A 16,185-nucleotide genomic window follows, 5' to 3' on the forward strand; every position below is an offset into this window, starting at 1 on the left:
TAATTATCATTCCTTATCTTGCGTATAGCCTACGTAGGGGCGCCTTTTGCCATCCCTTTTGTTATCATTATGCGCCTAATAACGACAGATGCTGCTTTTCCGACGATAACAACATCCCCTTTGACGACTGTGACGCTGGAGAACTCCCCCTGCCATGGCTGATAGTGCTTTGATCGCAACCCTCACCCAACGCCTTGCCCAACGTATCCTGATTCTGGATGGCGGCATGGGCACCATGCTGCAGAATGCCCAGTTGAGTGAGGAAGATTTTCGCGGCGAACGGTTTAGCGACTGGCCCTCGGATCTCAAAGGCAATAATGATCTGCTCGCGCTCACCTGCCCTGATGTCGTCACGCGGATTCATCGTGACTACCTGGAAGCCGGTGCCGACATTATTGAGACCAACACCTTTAATAGCACTCAGCTGTCACAGTCTGATTACGGCATGGAATCGCTGGTGGTTGAACTCAACCGTGAATCAGCGCGCCTAGCCCGTGAGGTCTGCGACGCCGTGGCCGCCGAAACCGGCGTGCCCCGCTACGTGGCCGGTGTGTTAGGCCCCACCTCGCGCACCGCGTCGCTATCGCCGGATGTGAATGACCCCGCCAAGCGTAACGTTACCTTTGATGAGCTGCGCGAGAACTACTACGAAGCCGCCGAAGCGCTGATCGCAGGCGGTGCCGATCTGATCATGATCGAAACCATCTTCGATACACTTAACGCCAAGGCCGCGATCTATGCCCTGGAAGAGTTGTTCGATGACCGCGGCGAGCGCCTGCCGGTCATGATCTCCGGCACCATCACCGATGCCTCAGGACGTACGCTCTCGGGTCAAACCACCGAAGCCTTCTGGAACTCAGTACGCCACGCCCAGCCGTTGTCGGTGGGTTTGAACTGCGCCCTGGGCGCCGAAGAGCTGCGCCCTTACCTGGAAGAGCTTTCCACCAAGGCCGATACCTTTGTCTCCGCCCACCCCAATGCGGGTCTTCCCAACGAGTTTGGTGAGTACGACCAAACGCCGGAGGAGATGTCGGAGATTGTCAGCGAGTTTGCCGCCAGTGGGCTGGTCAATATCATCGGCGGCTGCTGTGGCTCAACGCCCGAGCATATTCGCGCTATTGCTGATTCTGTTCGCGATATGGCGCCCCGGGTTATTCCCGAGCGCAGCCGCGCCTGCCGTCTATCCGGTCTAGAGCCATTTAACATTGAAGCTGACTCGTTGTTCGTCAACGTTGGTGAACGTACCAACGTCACCGGCTCGGCGCGTTTTAAGCGCTTGATAGTAGAAGAAGACTTCACCACTGCCTTGGAAGTTGCCCTTGAGCAAGTCGAAAGCGGCGCTCAGGTCATCGACATCAATATGGACGAGGGCATGCTCGAGTCCAAGGAAGCCATGGAGCGCTTTCTTAACTTGATCGCCGGTGAGCCGGATATTGCACGCGTGCCAATTATGATCGACTCCTCCAAGTGGGAGATCATCGAAGCGGGTCTGAAGTGCGTCCAGGGCAAGGCGGTGGTGAACTCCATTTCCCTTAAGGAGGGCGAAGCCGCCTTCCGCGAACAGGCGACCAAATGCCGTCGCTTTGGCGCTGCCATCGTGGTAATGGCCTTTGATGAAGAGGGCCAGGCCGATACCTTCGCCCGCAAAACCGAAATTTGTCAGCGCGCCTACCGCCTGCTGGTGGATGAAATAGGCTTTCCGGCTGAAGATATCATTTTTGACCCGAATATCTTTGCCATCGCCACGGGTATTGAAGAGCACAACAACTACGCGGTCGACTTTATCGAAGCGACCCAGTGGATTCGCGATAACCTGCCTCACGCGATGATTTCCGGCGGTGTCTCTAACGTTTCGTTCTCGTTTCGCGGCAACAACCCGGTTCGCGAAGCGATTCACTCAGCGTTTCTGTATCACGCGATCCGTGCGGGCCTGACCATGGGCATCGTCAATGCGGGCCAGCTCGCGGTTTATGATGACCTTCCCGCTGAGCTGCGCGATGCGGTTGAAGACGTGGTGCTTAATCGGCGCAGCGACGGCACCGAGCGACTGCTGGATATTGCCGATAAGTATAAAGGCGACGGTAGCGGTGCGGCCAAGAAAGAGGATCTCGAGTGGCGCAGCTGGCCGGTCAATAAGCGTATTGAACATGCGCTGGTCAAAGGCATTACAGTTTATATCGAGGATGACACCGAGCAGGCCCGCGCCGAAGCCGAGCGCCCTATTGAGGTCATCGAAGGCCCGCTGATGGACGGTATGAACGTGGTCGGCGACCTGTTTGGCGACGGCAAGATGTTCCTGCCCCAGGTCGTTAAGTCCGCCCGGGTCATGAAACAGGCCGTGGCCTACTTGATTCCCTACATCGAGGCCGAGAAGAGCGAAGAGACCAAAGCCAAAGGCAAGATCGTCATGGCCACGGTCAAAGGCGATGTTCACGATATCGGTAAAAATATCGTTGGCGTGGTCTTGCAGTGTAATAACTACGAGGTGATCGATCTCGGTGTCATGGTCGCCGCAGACAAGATCTTGCAGGCCGCCAAAGAGCACAACGCCGATATTATCGGCCTATCTGGTTTGATTACCCCGTCGCTGGATGAAATGGTGCATGTTGCCAAAGAGATGCAGCGCCGCGGGATGGATCTGCCGCTGCTGATTGGCGGTGCCACCACGTCTAAAGCGCATACCGCGGTAAAGATCGAGCCCCAGTATGAGCATCCGGTGATTTATGTTACCGACGCGTCCCGCGCCGTTGGCGTAGCGGGCAAATTATTGACGCCTGCCTTGAAAACACCTTACGTCGCCGAGATTCGTGAAGAGTACGAAAAAGTTCGCGAGCGTAATGCCAAGCGTCGTCCCAAAGCGGCGGACCTGGATTACACCCAGGCACGCAAGCGGCGCTTCCGTACCGACTGGAGCGTCCACACCCCCGCCGAGCCCAATATGCTGGGGCTAAAAACCTTCGACGACTACGACCTCGAAGAATTGATCGAGCGCATCGACTGGACGCCCTTCTTCATGAGTTGGCAGCTAGCGGGTAAATACCCCAAGATTCTCGACGACAAGGTCGTCGGCGAAGCCGCCCGTAACCTGTTTGAAGACGCCAAAGTCATGCTGCGTAAGCTGGTCGAAGAGAAGCGCGTTCAGGCCCGTGGTGTTATCGGCCTGTGGCCCGCCAACAGCGTGGATGATGACGTGATTGAGGTGTACGCCGATGAATCACGTAGTGAAGTCGTCGAACGTCTCTTTCATATCCGTCAACAGACTACCAAAGGCCGTGACGGTATCTGCTATAGCCTGGCTGATTTTATTGCCCCCAAAGAGAGCGGCAAAGCCGACTGGATTGGCGGCTTTGCGGTCACCACCGGGCACGGTGTTGATGAGCTCTCCAAAGCGTATGAGGCGGCAGGCGACGACTACAATGCGATTATGGTGCAGGCGTTGACGGATCGCCTGGCAGAAGCCTTTGCCGAGCGTATGCATGAACGGGTGCGTAAAGAGTTTTGGGGCTATGTACCGGAGGAAACGCTGGACAACGATGCCTTGATCGCCGAGAAGTATCAGGGTATCCGCCCTGCCCCTGGCTACCCCGCCTGCCCGGATCACACCGAGAAAGCCACGCTATTCCGGCTGCTCAATGCCACCGAAAATACCGGTCTGGCGTTGACCGAAAACTTCGCCATGTGGCCAGCGGCGGCGGTTTCCGGTTGGTACTTTGCGCACCCGCAGTCGAAGTACTTCTCCACCGGTAAGATCACCCGGGATCAGGTCGAGGCCATCGCCGCACGTAAGCAGATGCCCCTTGAGGAAATGGAGCGCTGGCTCTCACCGGTGCTCTCTTACGACCCGAGCTGATCAATGCTGTTTGTCGCTCGCCGTCACGGCAAGGTAATTCGCCTTGCCTTACCCATCATGCTGGGCATGCTGTCGCAGAGCATGCTCAACCTGATCGATGCCGCGCTGGTGGGGCATTTGGGCGAGGTAGCGCTGGCGGGTGTAGGCGTGGGCGGTTACGCGATGTTTATGCTCAGCGCTGTTGTTTTTGGACTCTCCTCCAGCGTGCAATCACAAACCGCCCAGCGTTTGGGCGCCGCCCACACGGATATCGCCCATCCGCTTAACTCAGGGCTGGTGATTGGGCTTGCGGTTGCCCTGCCACTGTCACTCTGGGCTTGGTGGCAAGCGCCGCTGCTGATTGGTTTGATTAGTCAAGCCGACGACGTTCAAAGCGTCGCCGTCGACTATTTCCGTTGGCGGGTGGTGTCACTGATCGCCATTGCGCTAACGCTCTGCTTTCGTGGCTACTGGAACGGTCGCCAGCAAACGCATCTCTACTTGCGTATCATCGTGGCAGTTCATTTGATTAATGTGGCAGTCAGCGCGGGGTTAATCTATGGATTTGCCGGACTACCCAAAATGGGCGCGAGCGGCGCGGGGGCTGGCACTACACTATCGCTGTTTATTGGCTTGATTGTATGGTGCTGGGTGAGCACAAAAAGCGCTTCTATCGAGCATTTTTTGAAACATCTGCCACGCATAGCAACTCTGCGCACTACCCTAGTACTCGCCGCCCCCCACTCTTTGCAGCAGTTTTTATTTGCAGCAGGTTATGCGGTACTCATTTGGCTGCTTAGCCAACTAGGCACCGCCAGTGTCGCAGTTGGCCATGTGCTGATTAATCTGTCACTGCTGCTGATTTTGCCTGGGGTGGGCATCGGCGTCGCTGCGATGAGTTTAGTGGGTGAAGCATTAGGTCGGGATGCTCAGAACGAAGCCCACCGCTGGGGGTTGGATGCGCTGCGGGTCGCGTGGCTACTGTTGATTGTGCTGGCGCTGCCTATGCTAGTGATGCCTGAACAGGTGCTCGGGATTTTTTTCAGCAGCAGAGAGCTAGTCGAGCTGGGAAAACTCCCGCTACAGCTAACCGGCGTGATGATTGTGTTGGATGCTGCCGCTTTAGTGCTGGCCCAGGCCTTAATGGGTGCGGGTGCCCAGCGCACGGTGATGATACTAACCCTGGGGATGCAGTGGCTGCTTTTTTTACCCTTGGCTTGGTGGGTAGGAATCGGTTTAGACCAGGGCTTATTAGGCATCTGGCTTATGCAATTGCTCTACCGATTGATAAACTCGGCCGGATTTTTATGGGTATGGCAGCGCCGCCAGTGGCTGGCCCCGGCTTTCTAACCAACTGCTTAGCCCATAGCTGTGTTCTAAATAGCTTTTAGAGATAAAAAGATAATTATATATTCTTTTGTAGAATATGACGCCCGCGTTAAGGTGACGCTACATTAACGTCCGTCTCAACGTGACCATTTCGCTTTTTAGCAGGATCGTGCCACATGTACCGTTATGATATTCACGACCAAACCCTGGTTGATGAGCGTGTCGCTCAGTTTCGCGACCAAATGGAACGCTACCGTGCCGGGCGTTTGGGAGAAGAAGAGTTCCGCCCCTTACGTTTGCAGAACGGCCTCTATATTCAACGCCATGCGCCGATGCTGCGTATTGCGATTCCTTACGGCATGCTGGCGGGTAACCAGTTGCGTGCCCTGGCTGAGATTACCCGGCGCTATGACCGCGGCTACGGCCACTTTACCACCCGGCAAAATTTGCAGCTGAACTGGCCTGCCCTTGAAGATGTGCCGGATATCTTGGCAGATCTCGCCAAAGTGCAAATGCACGCGATTCAAACCAGTGGTAACTGCATTCGTAACACCACCAGCGACCAGTTTGCCGGCATCGCTAACGATGAAGTGGAAGATCCACGCCCATGGTGTGAATTAATCCGCCAATGGTCGACTCTGCACCCAGAATTTGCCTATTTACCGCGCAAATTTAAAATCGCGGTCAGCGGTGCTGCCCAAGACCGTGCGGCGATTCAAGTGCACGATATTGGCCTGCGCCTATGGCACAACGCCGACGGCGAGCTGCGTGTTAAAGTGCTAGCCGGTGGCGGCCTTGGCCGTACGCCGATGATTGCCGACGTAGTACGTGAAGACCTGCCCTGGCAGCATCTGCTTACCTACCTGGAAGCCTGTGTAAGGGTTTACAACCAGTTTGGTCGGCGGGATAACAAGTTCAAGGCGCGGATTAAAATCCTTGTTAAAGCCCTGGGCATTGAGGAATTCCGTCGCCGGGTGGATGAAGAGTGGGCGCACTTGAAAGACGGCCCACAAACGCTTAACCAAGCCGCCGTCGATGCAGCCAAAGTCCACTTCCCCGAGCCTGATCGTCGTCCGGTAGCAGATAGCGCTAACGATGATTTTGATCGTTTACGCACTGAAAACCGCAGTTTTGCGCGTTTTGTTACCAACAATGTGACCGATCACAGAGTGCCCGGCTACAAGGCCGTAACGCTGTCACTGAAACGCCGTGAGCATGCCCCTGGTGATGTCACCGCTGACCAAATGGAAGCCGTCGCGGATTTAGCCGACCGCTACAGCTTTGGTGAAGTGCGCGTCACCCACGAGCAGAACCTGGTGCTTTCAGACGTGCCGGTCGATGAGCTGGAAGCGCTGTGGAAAGAGCTTGAAGCTTTGGGTATGGCGAACCCCACCGTGGGCACGCTCAATGACATTATCTGCTGCCCTGGCGGCGACTACTGCAGCCTAGCCAATGCGGTCTCTATTCCCATTGCCCAGGCGCTGCAGGAACGCTTTGAAGATCTAGATTTCTTGTATGACCTTGGCCCACTGGATCTGAATATCTCCGGCTGCATGAATGCCTGTGGCCACCACCACGTAGGGCATATCGGCATCTTGGGCGTAGATAAAAAAGGCGAAGAGTACTACCAGATATCGATTGGCGGTAACTCAACCGACGACGCCTCTCTGGGCAAGATTCTGGGCCCGTCGTTTTTCCGCGAAGACGTACCCAACGTGGTCGAAAAAGTACTTGAGGTTTACGTGTCACAGCGTCACGAAGACGAGCGTTTCTTAGACACTTACCGCCGTATTGGTCTAAAACCCTTTAAGGAGCGTGTCTATGCCTAATAAAGCCATGCCTAATGAGACGCCGGTTGAACAGGTGCCTGTCCATGTCGATCATTTGATTGTCAATGGCGAGCTTGCGGCAGAGAACGCTTGGTGCGTCTCCTACGATGAAGAGACGCTACCGGAACAGCGCCCGGCGTTTGTACCGCTGGCGCTGTGGCAGGCCAATCAGGAAGACGCTGAGCTGGCGCCGCTTCTGACCAGCGATACTGCGCTTAATACAGAGCTTGCGGCGGAAGTAAGCAAAGCGACGGCGATTGCCGTCGACTTCCCCGCCTTTACCGATGGCCGTGGCTACACCATCGCCCGTCTGCTACGCGAGCGCTACGGCTATAGCGGCGAAGTCCGCGCGGTGGGTGATGTGCTTGTAGATCAGTTGGAGTATATGCGCCGCTGTGGTTTTACCGCCATGGCCTTGCGAGATGACCAGCATCCTGAGGATGCCCTACGCGCATTAAGCTTTATCAGCGTTCGCTATCAACCCGACGTTGAAGAGCGTCAGGCGCTGTTTGAACGACGCTTAAGTGCAGATAAGTAGCCACAGAGCGTGAGTCTTAAAAGCACAAAGGGGCAGCTTCGGCTGCCCTATTTATTGGTGAACAGCTTAAGTTTTAAACCGTTAACCCCGCCGCTTTTGCTGACGCTCGCGGTTATTGGCTTTGGCGCGATCGCTTTTGCGTAGCATCACCCATGTCGCGCCCAAGCCTCCTTCAGAAGGCTGTGCGGAGACGTATGCCTGCACTTCCTCAAACTGGCTGAGCCACTTGGCAAGGTACGAACGCAGTACGTTGGCGGGGCTATCAATCTCACGCCCGCGGCCATGCACGATCATTACCGAGCGTAAATCTTGAGCATAGGCTTCTTGAATAAAAGGGAACAACATGCGACGGCACTCAGTTAATGGACGCCTAAGCAAGTGGAGCTGCGCCTGTACGCTATAGCCACCGTGCTTTAATTTATCGACAACGCCCTGCTGAATGCCCTCGCGGCGATACTCCATGGGATCAAAAGGGGGAAGCAGATCGACAAAGTCGTCGGATAGAAAGTTGCGCGCGCCCATCTCTTCCTCTGCCCACTCCCGCCGAGCCAATTGGGATTCAGAGGGTTTTTTGCGATTAGCGCCTGGGTCAGCACGATTTCTCGGTGGCAGCGGTTTCACATCACCTACGAGAGCACGAAAATCCATCTCATCACGAAGTGGCTGATTCATTGCTGGCTCCTACGGCAGGGTCTAATGGGCACCTATTTTATATATATGCTTTACACACATAGCCTAGCAAACACGTGTAGTTTGCTTAAGCTGATTCTGTAAGTCGATAACATAGAACTTGTCATCGCCTAGCTGGCGCGACAAGCTGAGCATCAGTTTTATTATCGCCCCTGTTCACTTTTTTCCGTAGATTGCGAGGCGCCCTGGTGTGATTAAAACGGTCTGGCTAAAACGCTTTTTGATGTTAATCGGTGTGGGGCTACTCAGCCTAACCGGGTGGCTCTGGTTAACCATGCTCAGCCCGTGGTTTTATGACCGCCCCGATGACCTTCCCACTATCGAACAGCGCACTCATCAGGTCTTTGTGTATGGCACGTTACGCTATGCCCCTATTCGCTTGGCCGTCATGGGTAGCTTCGGTGCCCCACAGGAAGCCGTGCTAGAGGGGTATCAGCGCAACGGTCTCGACCTTTCACCCCAGCCAGGAAGTAACGTAGAAGGCTTATTGTTACGCGTGGATGCCAAAGAGTTGGCTCGCCTTGATCGCTACGAGCGACTGGGGGTTCGCTACGAACGGATGGCAATAACCCTCGGCGATGGCACTCGCGCTTGGGTCTATCTACGCCTCCCAGAGCAACAAAATGCGTTTGTACCGCACACGGACTTCACGATAGCTCTGGTACCATAGGCACCTATGTTAAGACGCATTTTCGTAACAGTTCCATGAACCCATTCAGGAATAATGATGAGTGAAATGACACCCTACGTTTTGGTTCTTTACTACTCGCGCTCTGGCGCGACTGCCACCATGGCGCAGCAGATTGCCGCCGGGGTAGAAAGCGTGCCCGGCATTCAAGCGCGGTTACGCACAGTGGCGCCGGTTTCAACCACCTGTGAAGCCGTAGAACCAGAAATTCCTGCAGAAGGTGCGGTGTACGCCGACCTGGACGACCTGCGCAACTGCAGCGCGTTAGCACTAGGCAGCCCCACTCGGTTTGGTAACATGGCCGCGCCACTTAAATATTTTATCGATTCCACCAGCAGCCTGTGGATGAACGGCGCCTTGATAGACAAACCCGCCACCGCATTCACCTCGACTTCGAGCCTGCACGGTGGGCAAGAGAGCACCCTACTCACCATGCTGGTACCGCTACTGCATCACGGCATGGTCTACGCAGGCGTTCCTTACAGTGAAACCACGTTGCTAGAGACCCGCACAGGTGGCACGCCCTATGGTTCAAGCCATTTGGCTGGAACACGAAGCGACCGCTCTGTCGATGAGCACGAACGCGCGTTGTGTGTTGCCCAGGGCAAACGACTGGCACGCCTCGCTCTAGCGCTTCACGCCATGCGAGAGGAGGCATTATGAGGCAGTGGCTGGAGGACGTAGAAACACGCCATGGGCTTGATAAGCTTACCCTTAGAAGCCGGCAGGTTGTATTAGCCAGCTTCGCGATTCTGCTGGTGTTGGTCATTTACCGCGGCTTTTTACTGCAAGACGACGAATTTAACTGGCGCCCTGTAATAGCCTTCGTTTTGCCCCTGGTGCTGTTTTTACCTTCAATCATTGGTAAACGTGCACGTGGGCACGCTTGGCTCGCCTTTGTCAGCTTGCTCTACTTCACTCAAGGTGTGATGTTGGTGACCCTGCCTGGGCAAGGTTTTCGCGGAATTCTAGAGGCCATTGTCGCGCTGGTGCTATTTGCCGGTTGCATGGGCTATGCGCGTTTTCGCAGTCGACAGCTAAGACAATAGTAGCCGGGTCAATAAAAACTATGCCAGTAAAAACTAGGTCAATAAAACCATAGCCATAAGACGACGCCAGCGGCGATAAGTAACGTACCCAGCGCGCGTATACGTAGCGTGGCTGTATTAAGCGGCTCATTACGCCCATCGACAGGCTGCTGGCGAAAACGTTTGGCACCCACAAACATCGCCGCTAAAAGCGATTCACCCAGCAGCCGATGTACGATAAGACCAGCGAGATGCAGCCCGATCAGGATGATGAGAAGATCACTATTGAGCTGATGCAAGGCTCTAAGTTGGCTGCCCACCCCATCACCAAACAAGCCATAGAGCGGCGCCTGAAAAAAGATATCGTCACTTAAGAACAAGCCACTCACTGCTTGAAAACTCAGCGAGAGCAGCATCAATACCACCATCCAGCCACCTAGCGGATTGTGGCTGGCATAAGCGCTGGGTTGGCGCTTGAGGAGCGTATTGGAATAGGCGACTGTTTTACCGAGTGGATATAAAAACGTTTTAAATCTCGCATACACACTGCCTAGTGCACCCCACAACCAGCGGAATATGAGCAGCCCTATTACCAAGTAGCCTGCTTGTGCGTGCACTTCAACCGGGAATAGGAAGGGCGCACCGCTGGTCTTGGTGGTATAAAAAGAGACCAACACCGCCGCCACTAAGCCCCAGTGAAACAGGCGAATCCAACCATCCCATACCTCAATCGCTACCTTATCGCGCATGGCCTGTTCTCTCCCAGTAGTGATGAGCCCAAAATGATGAGATAGCTTCGCATTAATTTTGGCTTTCTCCTAGAATGCGAGACAGTTAGCCGCAATCGATAGTCACAACCATGAGCCACAACGCGTTTAACATCCATTGATGTCGGTCACTTGAGCTTTACAGGCAGACCAGCGAACATGGATGAAATTCCAGGGAGAAGCATTCGATGACACGTAACATAGCCGATATCAGGCGTGATTATGAAGGCGGCAAGTTAGATGAGTCCCAGGCACCCGACGATCCACTCGTGTTATTCGATGAGTGGTTCACCCTTGCGTTGGAAAAAGAGGGTCAAGATGGCAACGCCATGACGCTAGCTACCGTTGATAGCCAGGGCCGCCCCCACGCTCGAGTGGTGCTTTTAAAGGGATTTGATGAGCGCGGCATGGTGTTTTTCACCAATTACCACAGCCATAAGGGCAGTGAATTGAGCAATGTGCCCTTCGCGGCCATGACGTTCTGGTGGCCTTCACTCTCCCGTCAGGTGCGCATCGAAGGCCCTGTTGAACAGATTTCAGCCGATGAGTCTGATGAGTACTTTGCCAGCCGCCCCCGTGGCAGCCAATTGGGCGCTTGGATTGCGACTCAAAGCGTGGTGATTCCTGGCCGCAAATGGATCGAAGAACGTCAAAAGCGCTTTGAACAAGCCTACGATGGCCAGGACATCCCTCGCCCGATCCACTGGGGGGGCTATCGTATCACTCCAGAAATGATCGAGTTTTGGCAGGGCCAGCCTAGCCGCTTACACGATCGTCTACGCTTTGAGCGTCGCGACGGCGGTGAATGGAGCCGTTTCCGCATGGCGCCATAACGTCAGTTCAGCAGCAAGCTTACGATTAAGGCCTGCGTTTTATGCACAGGCCTTATAGCTGTTGTTGAAGCTGTTCAAAGGCCTAATCCGGCAGGCTCTCAAGACGGTGGCGCTGCCACTCACTTTCGGGCTCATTGAGGCGCAGCACAGCATCAATCACCTGCTCCTCCATGTTGTAGCGACATTTAAAGCCTAAGTGCTTCATTAGCGCCCGCATCGGATGGTTATCGACCATAATTTTGCCGATCATCTCCAGAGTGCCAATATTAGTGCAGTAATCGATCATCTTCTTCATCAGCAGGCTGCCAATACCCAGCCCCTGCAGGTCATCGCGAATAATGACCGAGAACTCGGTACGAATATTGTCCGGGTCATTCCATACTCGTACCACCCCAAGCATCTCTTTGCTGCCATCGTCGCCTAAATATTCAGCAATGAACGCCATCTGTCGGTCATAATTGATATGCGAAAGGATCGATAAGTCACGCTGGGTTAAGTTGGACTTGTTATGGAAATAGCGGAAACGAATGCTCTCTTCCGAGAGCTGGCGATGGAAGGTGGTAATTAGATGGGCGTCTTCGGCACGAATAGGCCTTACCTCGACCTGCCAGCCATTTTTCAGCGTCACCCACTCACGCAGCTCTTCAGGGTAAGGCATGATAGCAAAGCGCGACGGCGTCCCCAGATCCATGGCGAAATCGACGGCGACCATACCGTCACGATTCAGCAGCAGTGGATTCACCTCCAACCCCCGCAGATCGCTTAAATCGGAGGCCATTTGCGATAGCTTGACCAGCATTTGGCACAAGTGCTGGATGTCACGCTCTGGGTCGGCGGAGTGTTCCCGAATTAATGAGGCAGCGTGGGTTCTACCCACGACATCGGCAGCTAGGCTCATATTGAGCGGCGGCAGCGCCACTTGGCGGTCAGCCAGCACGTTGACCTTATAGCCACCGATGCCAAAGACGATAAGTGGGCCGAAAACCGGGTCCCGGGTAATGCCAGCACAAATCTGCATTGAGTGTTTGCCACGCTGCATGGGCTGCAAGCAGTACTCGCGGATCGCGTACTCGGGAAATTTCTCTGCGACCTTCTCGCCTAGCTGACGAACGCCTTCCGCTACCTGTTCGGGCGTCTCTAAATCCTGTAACAAGCCCGCTGAAATTTTATGCGGGTGCTTGCGGTAGCGATAAGGACGGCAGTTGCCTTCATGAACGACTTTAAGTGCTTTGGTGCCTGGAATCTCCGCAGCGCGGGCAAGCGCGTCATCGGGGTTGGCCAAATACACGCTGGGTGCCGTGGGAATACCATAAGCCTCAAGCACTTGCGCGGTTTCAGAGTGAGTTAAGGTTTGCCTGCCTCGCTCTTTTGCCTGCTTAATCAACGTACGGCACTGAGCGCGTATTTCTGGACTGGTGGAGAACGGCAGGCTGGGGGGTATCTCCTGGAGCAGCGCTTGAACACGCTGATAAATCACCATATGCATAAACGCCTTAACGGCTTTTTCTGGTGAAATATAGGTCGGAATCCCGGCTAAATTGCAGATATGCCGAGCATTAAGCGCCTCTTTTAAGCCCATCCAGCTGGTGAGCAGGTTGCGGCGAAACTTCTTGCGGTTATCGATCAGCGCCTGGGCAGTCACCAGCGATGGCGCCATCCGGGTGGGCGCGTGTACCACCAGCACCGCATCCACGTTGGCATCAGCGGCCACAATCTCCAGCGCTTGGACAAATCGTTCAGGCGAGGCGTTGCCACCCAAATCCACCGGGTTTTCGCCCGGCTTGCTCATATCGACCTCGCTACGGTGCAGCGATGCTTGGGTTTCAGCGCTAAATTCGGCTAATTTTCCGCCCGCGCTAATCAGCTTATCGATGGCCAGCATGGCAGGCCCTAAACCGTTTGACACAATGGCCAGACGATCGCCCTTGAGGGGTTTCATACGCGACAGCGTTTCCAGCGCATCGAGTAGCTCGTCGGAGTCATCAACCCGCACAACCCCTGCCCGGGCGAAAGCGGCATCAAACACCACGTCGCGGTTAGCAATCCCAGGTGTGGGTGCCATGCCGGAAATATCCGATTCTGGGGTGCGGCCGCTTTTTATCGCCAGCACCAGGCGATTACGTGACGCGTCCCGCACGGCGGTCATAAAGTGCTGGGCGTCGCTGATTCTCTCAAGGTGCAGCATAATGGCCTGGGCGGGAGAGAATTGATTAACGTAGTCGATCAGGTCAGGCAACAGTACATCAACGCTGTCGCCGACCGTAATCAGGTGTGAAAAGCCGACATCTCGACCGGCGGCCCAATCGATCATGGCGTTGGCGAGCATTCCCGACTGGCCCAGATAAGCGACGCGGCCCGCTTTCACCGGTTGACTGGCATACGAGGCGTTAAGCTTTTTGCCTGGGACAATCAGTCCCATACACTCGGGGCCCAGTACACGAATGCCCGAGACGCGCGCTGCACTCAACATGCGTTCGCGAACCGAGCCCTTATTACCTTTATCCCGGTCCAGGTAAGCGCCGCCTGAGAGTACCAAGGCCGCTTTGACACCGTACTGGCCAAGCTTTTTAATTAGGCTAGGCACGCCTTCAATAGGCGAGCAGACGACGGCTAAGTCGGGGACTTCAGATAGCTCGCTTACGCGGCTAACGCACGGCACGCCGAAGACCTGGGAGTAGCCTTTAAGATTGACCGCCCAGAGCGGCCCTTTAAAGCCACCCTCCTGAATATTTCTTAGCACTAAACCGCCCAAAGACCCAGGCTTTTCAGAGGCGCCAAACACCGCTAGTGAGCGAGGTTCGAAAAAATGGTGTAAAAAGCGCGTACTCAAAATGCGTCTCCCCTGAAATGAATCGCGGCTGTACGACTTATTGACACTGTCGCCCAGGCCCTGAAGGCGATTAAGGTGGCATCAATAATAATGGAGCGTTGGAATGATTACCGCCTACCTTACCCACCCAGACTGCTCATTGCACCATATGGGGCCGGAGCATCCTGAAAGCCCCCAGCGTCTGGAGGCCATTCGCGCTCGCCTATCGCTTGCTGGGTTATTACAGCAAACCATGCAGGCCGATGCCAAGGAAGCCTGCGAGGAGGCTCTTACCAGGGTACACCCCTTGCGCCACCTGCGCTCTCTGGATAAGTGTTTGCCTACCGAAGGTATCGTTACGTTAGATAGCGATACCATGATGAATCCTGACAGCCTGCAAGCCGCGCGGGTGGCAGCAGGAGCGGTGATTCGTGGGGTGGATCAAGTATTTAAGCGCCAGGCGGATAATGTCTTTTGTGCGGTAAGGCCGCCAGGCCACCATGCGGAAGCCAGCGATGCGATGGGGTTCTGTTTTTACAATAATATTGCCGTCGGTGCGGCCCATGCGCGAGCCAAATACGGTGCCAAACGTATCGCCATTTTGGATTTCGACGTGCATCAGTGCAATGGCACTATCGATATCTTTAAAAATGATCCCGAGGTTCTTATCTGCACCAGCTTCCAGTATCCATTTTACCCGTGGCGCTATTTGCGCAGCGAGTGGCAAAACGTGGTGAATACCCCGCTGGAAGTGGGTACCGATGGCCCAGAGTTCCGGCGTATTATCGAAAATCACTGGCTACCTGCCCTGCACGCTTTCAAACCTGACTTGGTGATGCTATCCGCAGGTTTCGACGCTCACCGTGATGACCCCATGGGTGATATCTGCCTAGAGGATGAAGACTTTTACTGGATTACCCACCTAGCCATGGAGATCGCCACCCTATACGCCGATAACCGCATTGTGTCGGTGCTTGAAGGCGGCTATAACCCAAAGTCGCTGGCGAGTGGCGTTGAAGCGCATCTGAAAGCGCTTTTGGGACTGCCTTTCGCTGAAGTTCCATAGGATAGGCATCAGGGCTCTTGCTTCTGTCGGCCGTTCTTAGCCACTTCTTTGCTGTGATATCATGGCTGTTTACGCGCGCCTGTAGACACGCACCATTAGACAACGCAGCCAATGTGACGCCCTATGACCGCTACGACTGAAGAGCATGCCGCGCTGCGTATTGCATCGGGAAGCAAACCCTTTGTGGAACCGTTGCGTTTAGGCGAGCGGCTCAAACAAATTCGCTTGGCTAATCAGTGGACGTTGGAAGAGGTTAGCCAGCGCACCGGGCTTGCCCGCTCCACGCTCTCTAAAATTGAGAACGACCAAGTCTCCCCCACCTTTAGCGTGGTGCAAAAACTCACCACTGGGCTCAACATCGATCTGCCACAATTGCTCACGCCCCCTAAACGGGAGCGTTACACAATGGGGCGGCGTGATTTGACCCGCAAAGGCAAAGGGCAGCTGCATCCCACGCCCACGTACGAACACGAATTACTGGGCCATCAGCTCGCCCAAAAACGTATGATTCCCTTTAAAACCATCGTAAGGGCACGCAGCTTTGACGAATATCACCAGTGGGTACGCCACGATGGTGAAGAGTTTTTGATGGTGCTGCACGGCGATATTCTGTTGTATACCGAATTTTACGCCCCGCTCGTGCTAGCCGAAGGCGACAGCATCTATTTTGATAGTGATATGGGCCACGCATTGGTATCCACCAGCACAGACGATGCCGTTGTTTTGTCAGTCTGTACGCGCGGTGATGTGGACTAAGGTTGTTTCAAAACCAGCGAGTC

At 54.8% G+C, this 16,185-nt stretch carries 13 protein-coding genes; 10 read left to right on the top strand and 3 right to left on the bottom strand.

Translation table 11 applies throughout. The features are described 5' to 3' along the window. The first annotated feature begins 154 nt into the window (after positions 1 to 154). The 4 genes from metH to QEN58_RS09440 all read left to right on the top strand — a co-directional run bounded on the left by metH (position 155) and on the right by QEN58_RS09440 (position 7,525). Positions 155 to 3,850: a methionine synthase gene (metH, locus tag QEN58_RS09425; RefSeq protein ID WP_280106828.1), complete on the top strand. Its 3,696-nt coding sequence runs from the start codon at positions 155 to 157 to the stop codon at positions 3,848 to 3,850. 3 nt (positions 3,851 to 3,853) lie between these two features. Further along, on the top strand, positions 3,854 to 5,179 hold the full coding sequence (locus QEN58_RS09430; RefSeq protein ID WP_280106829.1) for an MATE family efflux transporter: 1,326 nt from the start codon (positions 3,854 to 3,856) through the stop codon (positions 5,177 to 5,179). 155 nt (positions 5,180 to 5,334) lie between these two features. Next, complete coding sequence (locus QEN58_RS09435) at positions 5,335 to 6,987, top strand: nitrite/sulfite reductase (RefSeq protein ID WP_280106830.1); 1,653 nt, start codon at positions 5,335 to 5,337, stop codon at positions 6,985 to 6,987. Continuing rightward, on the top strand, positions 6,980 to 7,525 hold the full coding sequence (locus tag QEN58_RS09440) for a DUF934 domain-containing protein (RefSeq protein ID WP_280106831.1): 546 nt from the start codon (positions 6,980 to 6,982) through the stop codon (positions 7,523 to 7,525). The genes QEN58_RS09435 and QEN58_RS09440 overlap by 8 nt, the downstream gene beginning before the upstream one ends. An 81-nt stretch (positions 7,526 to 7,606) precedes the next feature. Here QEN58_RS09440 and smrA read toward each other — a convergent pair whose 3' ends face one another. Beyond that, positions 7,607 to 8,197: a DNA endonuclease SmrA gene (gene smrA, locus QEN58_RS09445; RefSeq protein ID WP_280106832.1), complete on the bottom strand. Its 591-nt coding sequence runs from the start codon at positions 8,195 to 8,197 to the stop codon at positions 7,607 to 7,609. A gap of 208 nt (positions 8,198 to 8,405) precedes the next feature. Here smrA and QEN58_RS09450 point away from each other — a divergent pair, with 208 nt between their 5' ends. From QEN58_RS09450 to QEN58_RS09460, 3 genes are read left to right on the top strand one after another with little or no spacing between them, the layout of a single operon-like run. Continuing rightward, a complete protein-coding gene (locus tag QEN58_RS09450; RefSeq protein ID WP_341870841.1) occupies positions 8,406 to 8,885 on the top strand; it encodes a gamma-glutamylcyclotransferase family protein in 480 nt (159 codons plus the stop codon). A 57-nt stretch (positions 8,886 to 8,942) separates the two neighbouring features. Then, positions 8,943 to 9,566: an NAD(P)H:quinone oxidoreductase gene (gene wrbA / locus QEN58_RS09455; protein ID WP_280106833.1), complete on the top strand. Its 624-nt coding sequence runs from the start codon at positions 8,943 to 8,945 to the stop codon at positions 9,564 to 9,566. Next, positions 9,563 to 9,952 (top strand): DUF2069 domain-containing protein, encoded by a 390-nt coding sequence (locus QEN58_RS09460; protein WP_280106834.1) that lies wholly within the window; start codon positions 9,563 to 9,565, stop codon positions 9,950 to 9,952. The genes wrbA and QEN58_RS09460 overlap by 4 nt, the downstream gene beginning before the upstream one ends. A 38-nt stretch (positions 9,953 to 9,990) precedes the next feature. Here the strand turns inward: QEN58_RS09460 and QEN58_RS09465 are convergent, their stop codons facing one another. Further along, positions 9,991 to 10,680: a cytochrome b/b6 domain-containing protein gene (locus QEN58_RS09465; RefSeq protein WP_280106835.1), complete on the bottom strand. Its 690-nt coding sequence runs from the start codon at positions 10,678 to 10,680 to the stop codon at positions 9,991 to 9,993. Positions 10,681 to 10,886: 206 nt separating this feature from the next. On the opposite strand from QEN58_RS09465, the gene pdxH reads away from it, so the two are divergent. After that, a complete protein-coding gene (gene pdxH / locus QEN58_RS09470; protein WP_280106836.1) occupies positions 10,887 to 11,531 on the top strand; it encodes a pyridoxamine 5'-phosphate oxidase in 645 nt (214 codons plus the stop codon). Positions 11,532 to 11,613: 82 nt separating this feature from the next. On the opposite strand, the gene QEN58_RS09475 is transcribed toward pdxH, so the two are convergent. Further along, positions 11,614 to 14,361, bottom strand: a complete 2,748-nt coding sequence (locus QEN58_RS09475; protein ID WP_280106837.1) for a bifunctional acetate--CoA ligase family protein/GNAT family N-acetyltransferase — start codon at positions 14,359 to 14,361, stop codon at positions 11,614 to 11,616. A gap of 103 nt (positions 14,362 to 14,464) precedes the next feature. On the opposite strand from QEN58_RS09475, the gene QEN58_RS09480 reads away from it, so the two are divergent. Together QEN58_RS09480 and QEN58_RS09485 are read left to right on the top strand one after the other, a co-directional pair. Continuing rightward, complete coding sequence (locus QEN58_RS09480; RefSeq protein ID WP_280106838.1) at positions 14,465 to 15,406, top strand: histone deacetylase family protein; 942 nt, start codon at positions 14,465 to 14,467, stop codon at positions 15,404 to 15,406. Positions 15,407 to 15,529: 123 nt separating this feature from the next. Beyond that, on the top strand, positions 15,530 to 16,162 hold the full coding sequence (locus QEN58_RS09485) for a helix-turn-helix domain-containing protein (RefSeq protein ID WP_280106839.1): 633 nt from the start codon (positions 15,530 to 15,532) through the stop codon (positions 16,160 to 16,162). Positions 16,163 to 16,185: the final 23 nt, after the last annotated feature.

The sequence above is a fragment of the Halomonas alkaliantarctica genome, assembly GCF_029854215.1.
In the GTDB taxonomy this organism is placed as follows: domain Bacteria; phylum Pseudomonadota; class Gammaproteobacteria; order Pseudomonadales; family Halomonadaceae; genus Vreelandella; species Vreelandella alkaliantarctica_A.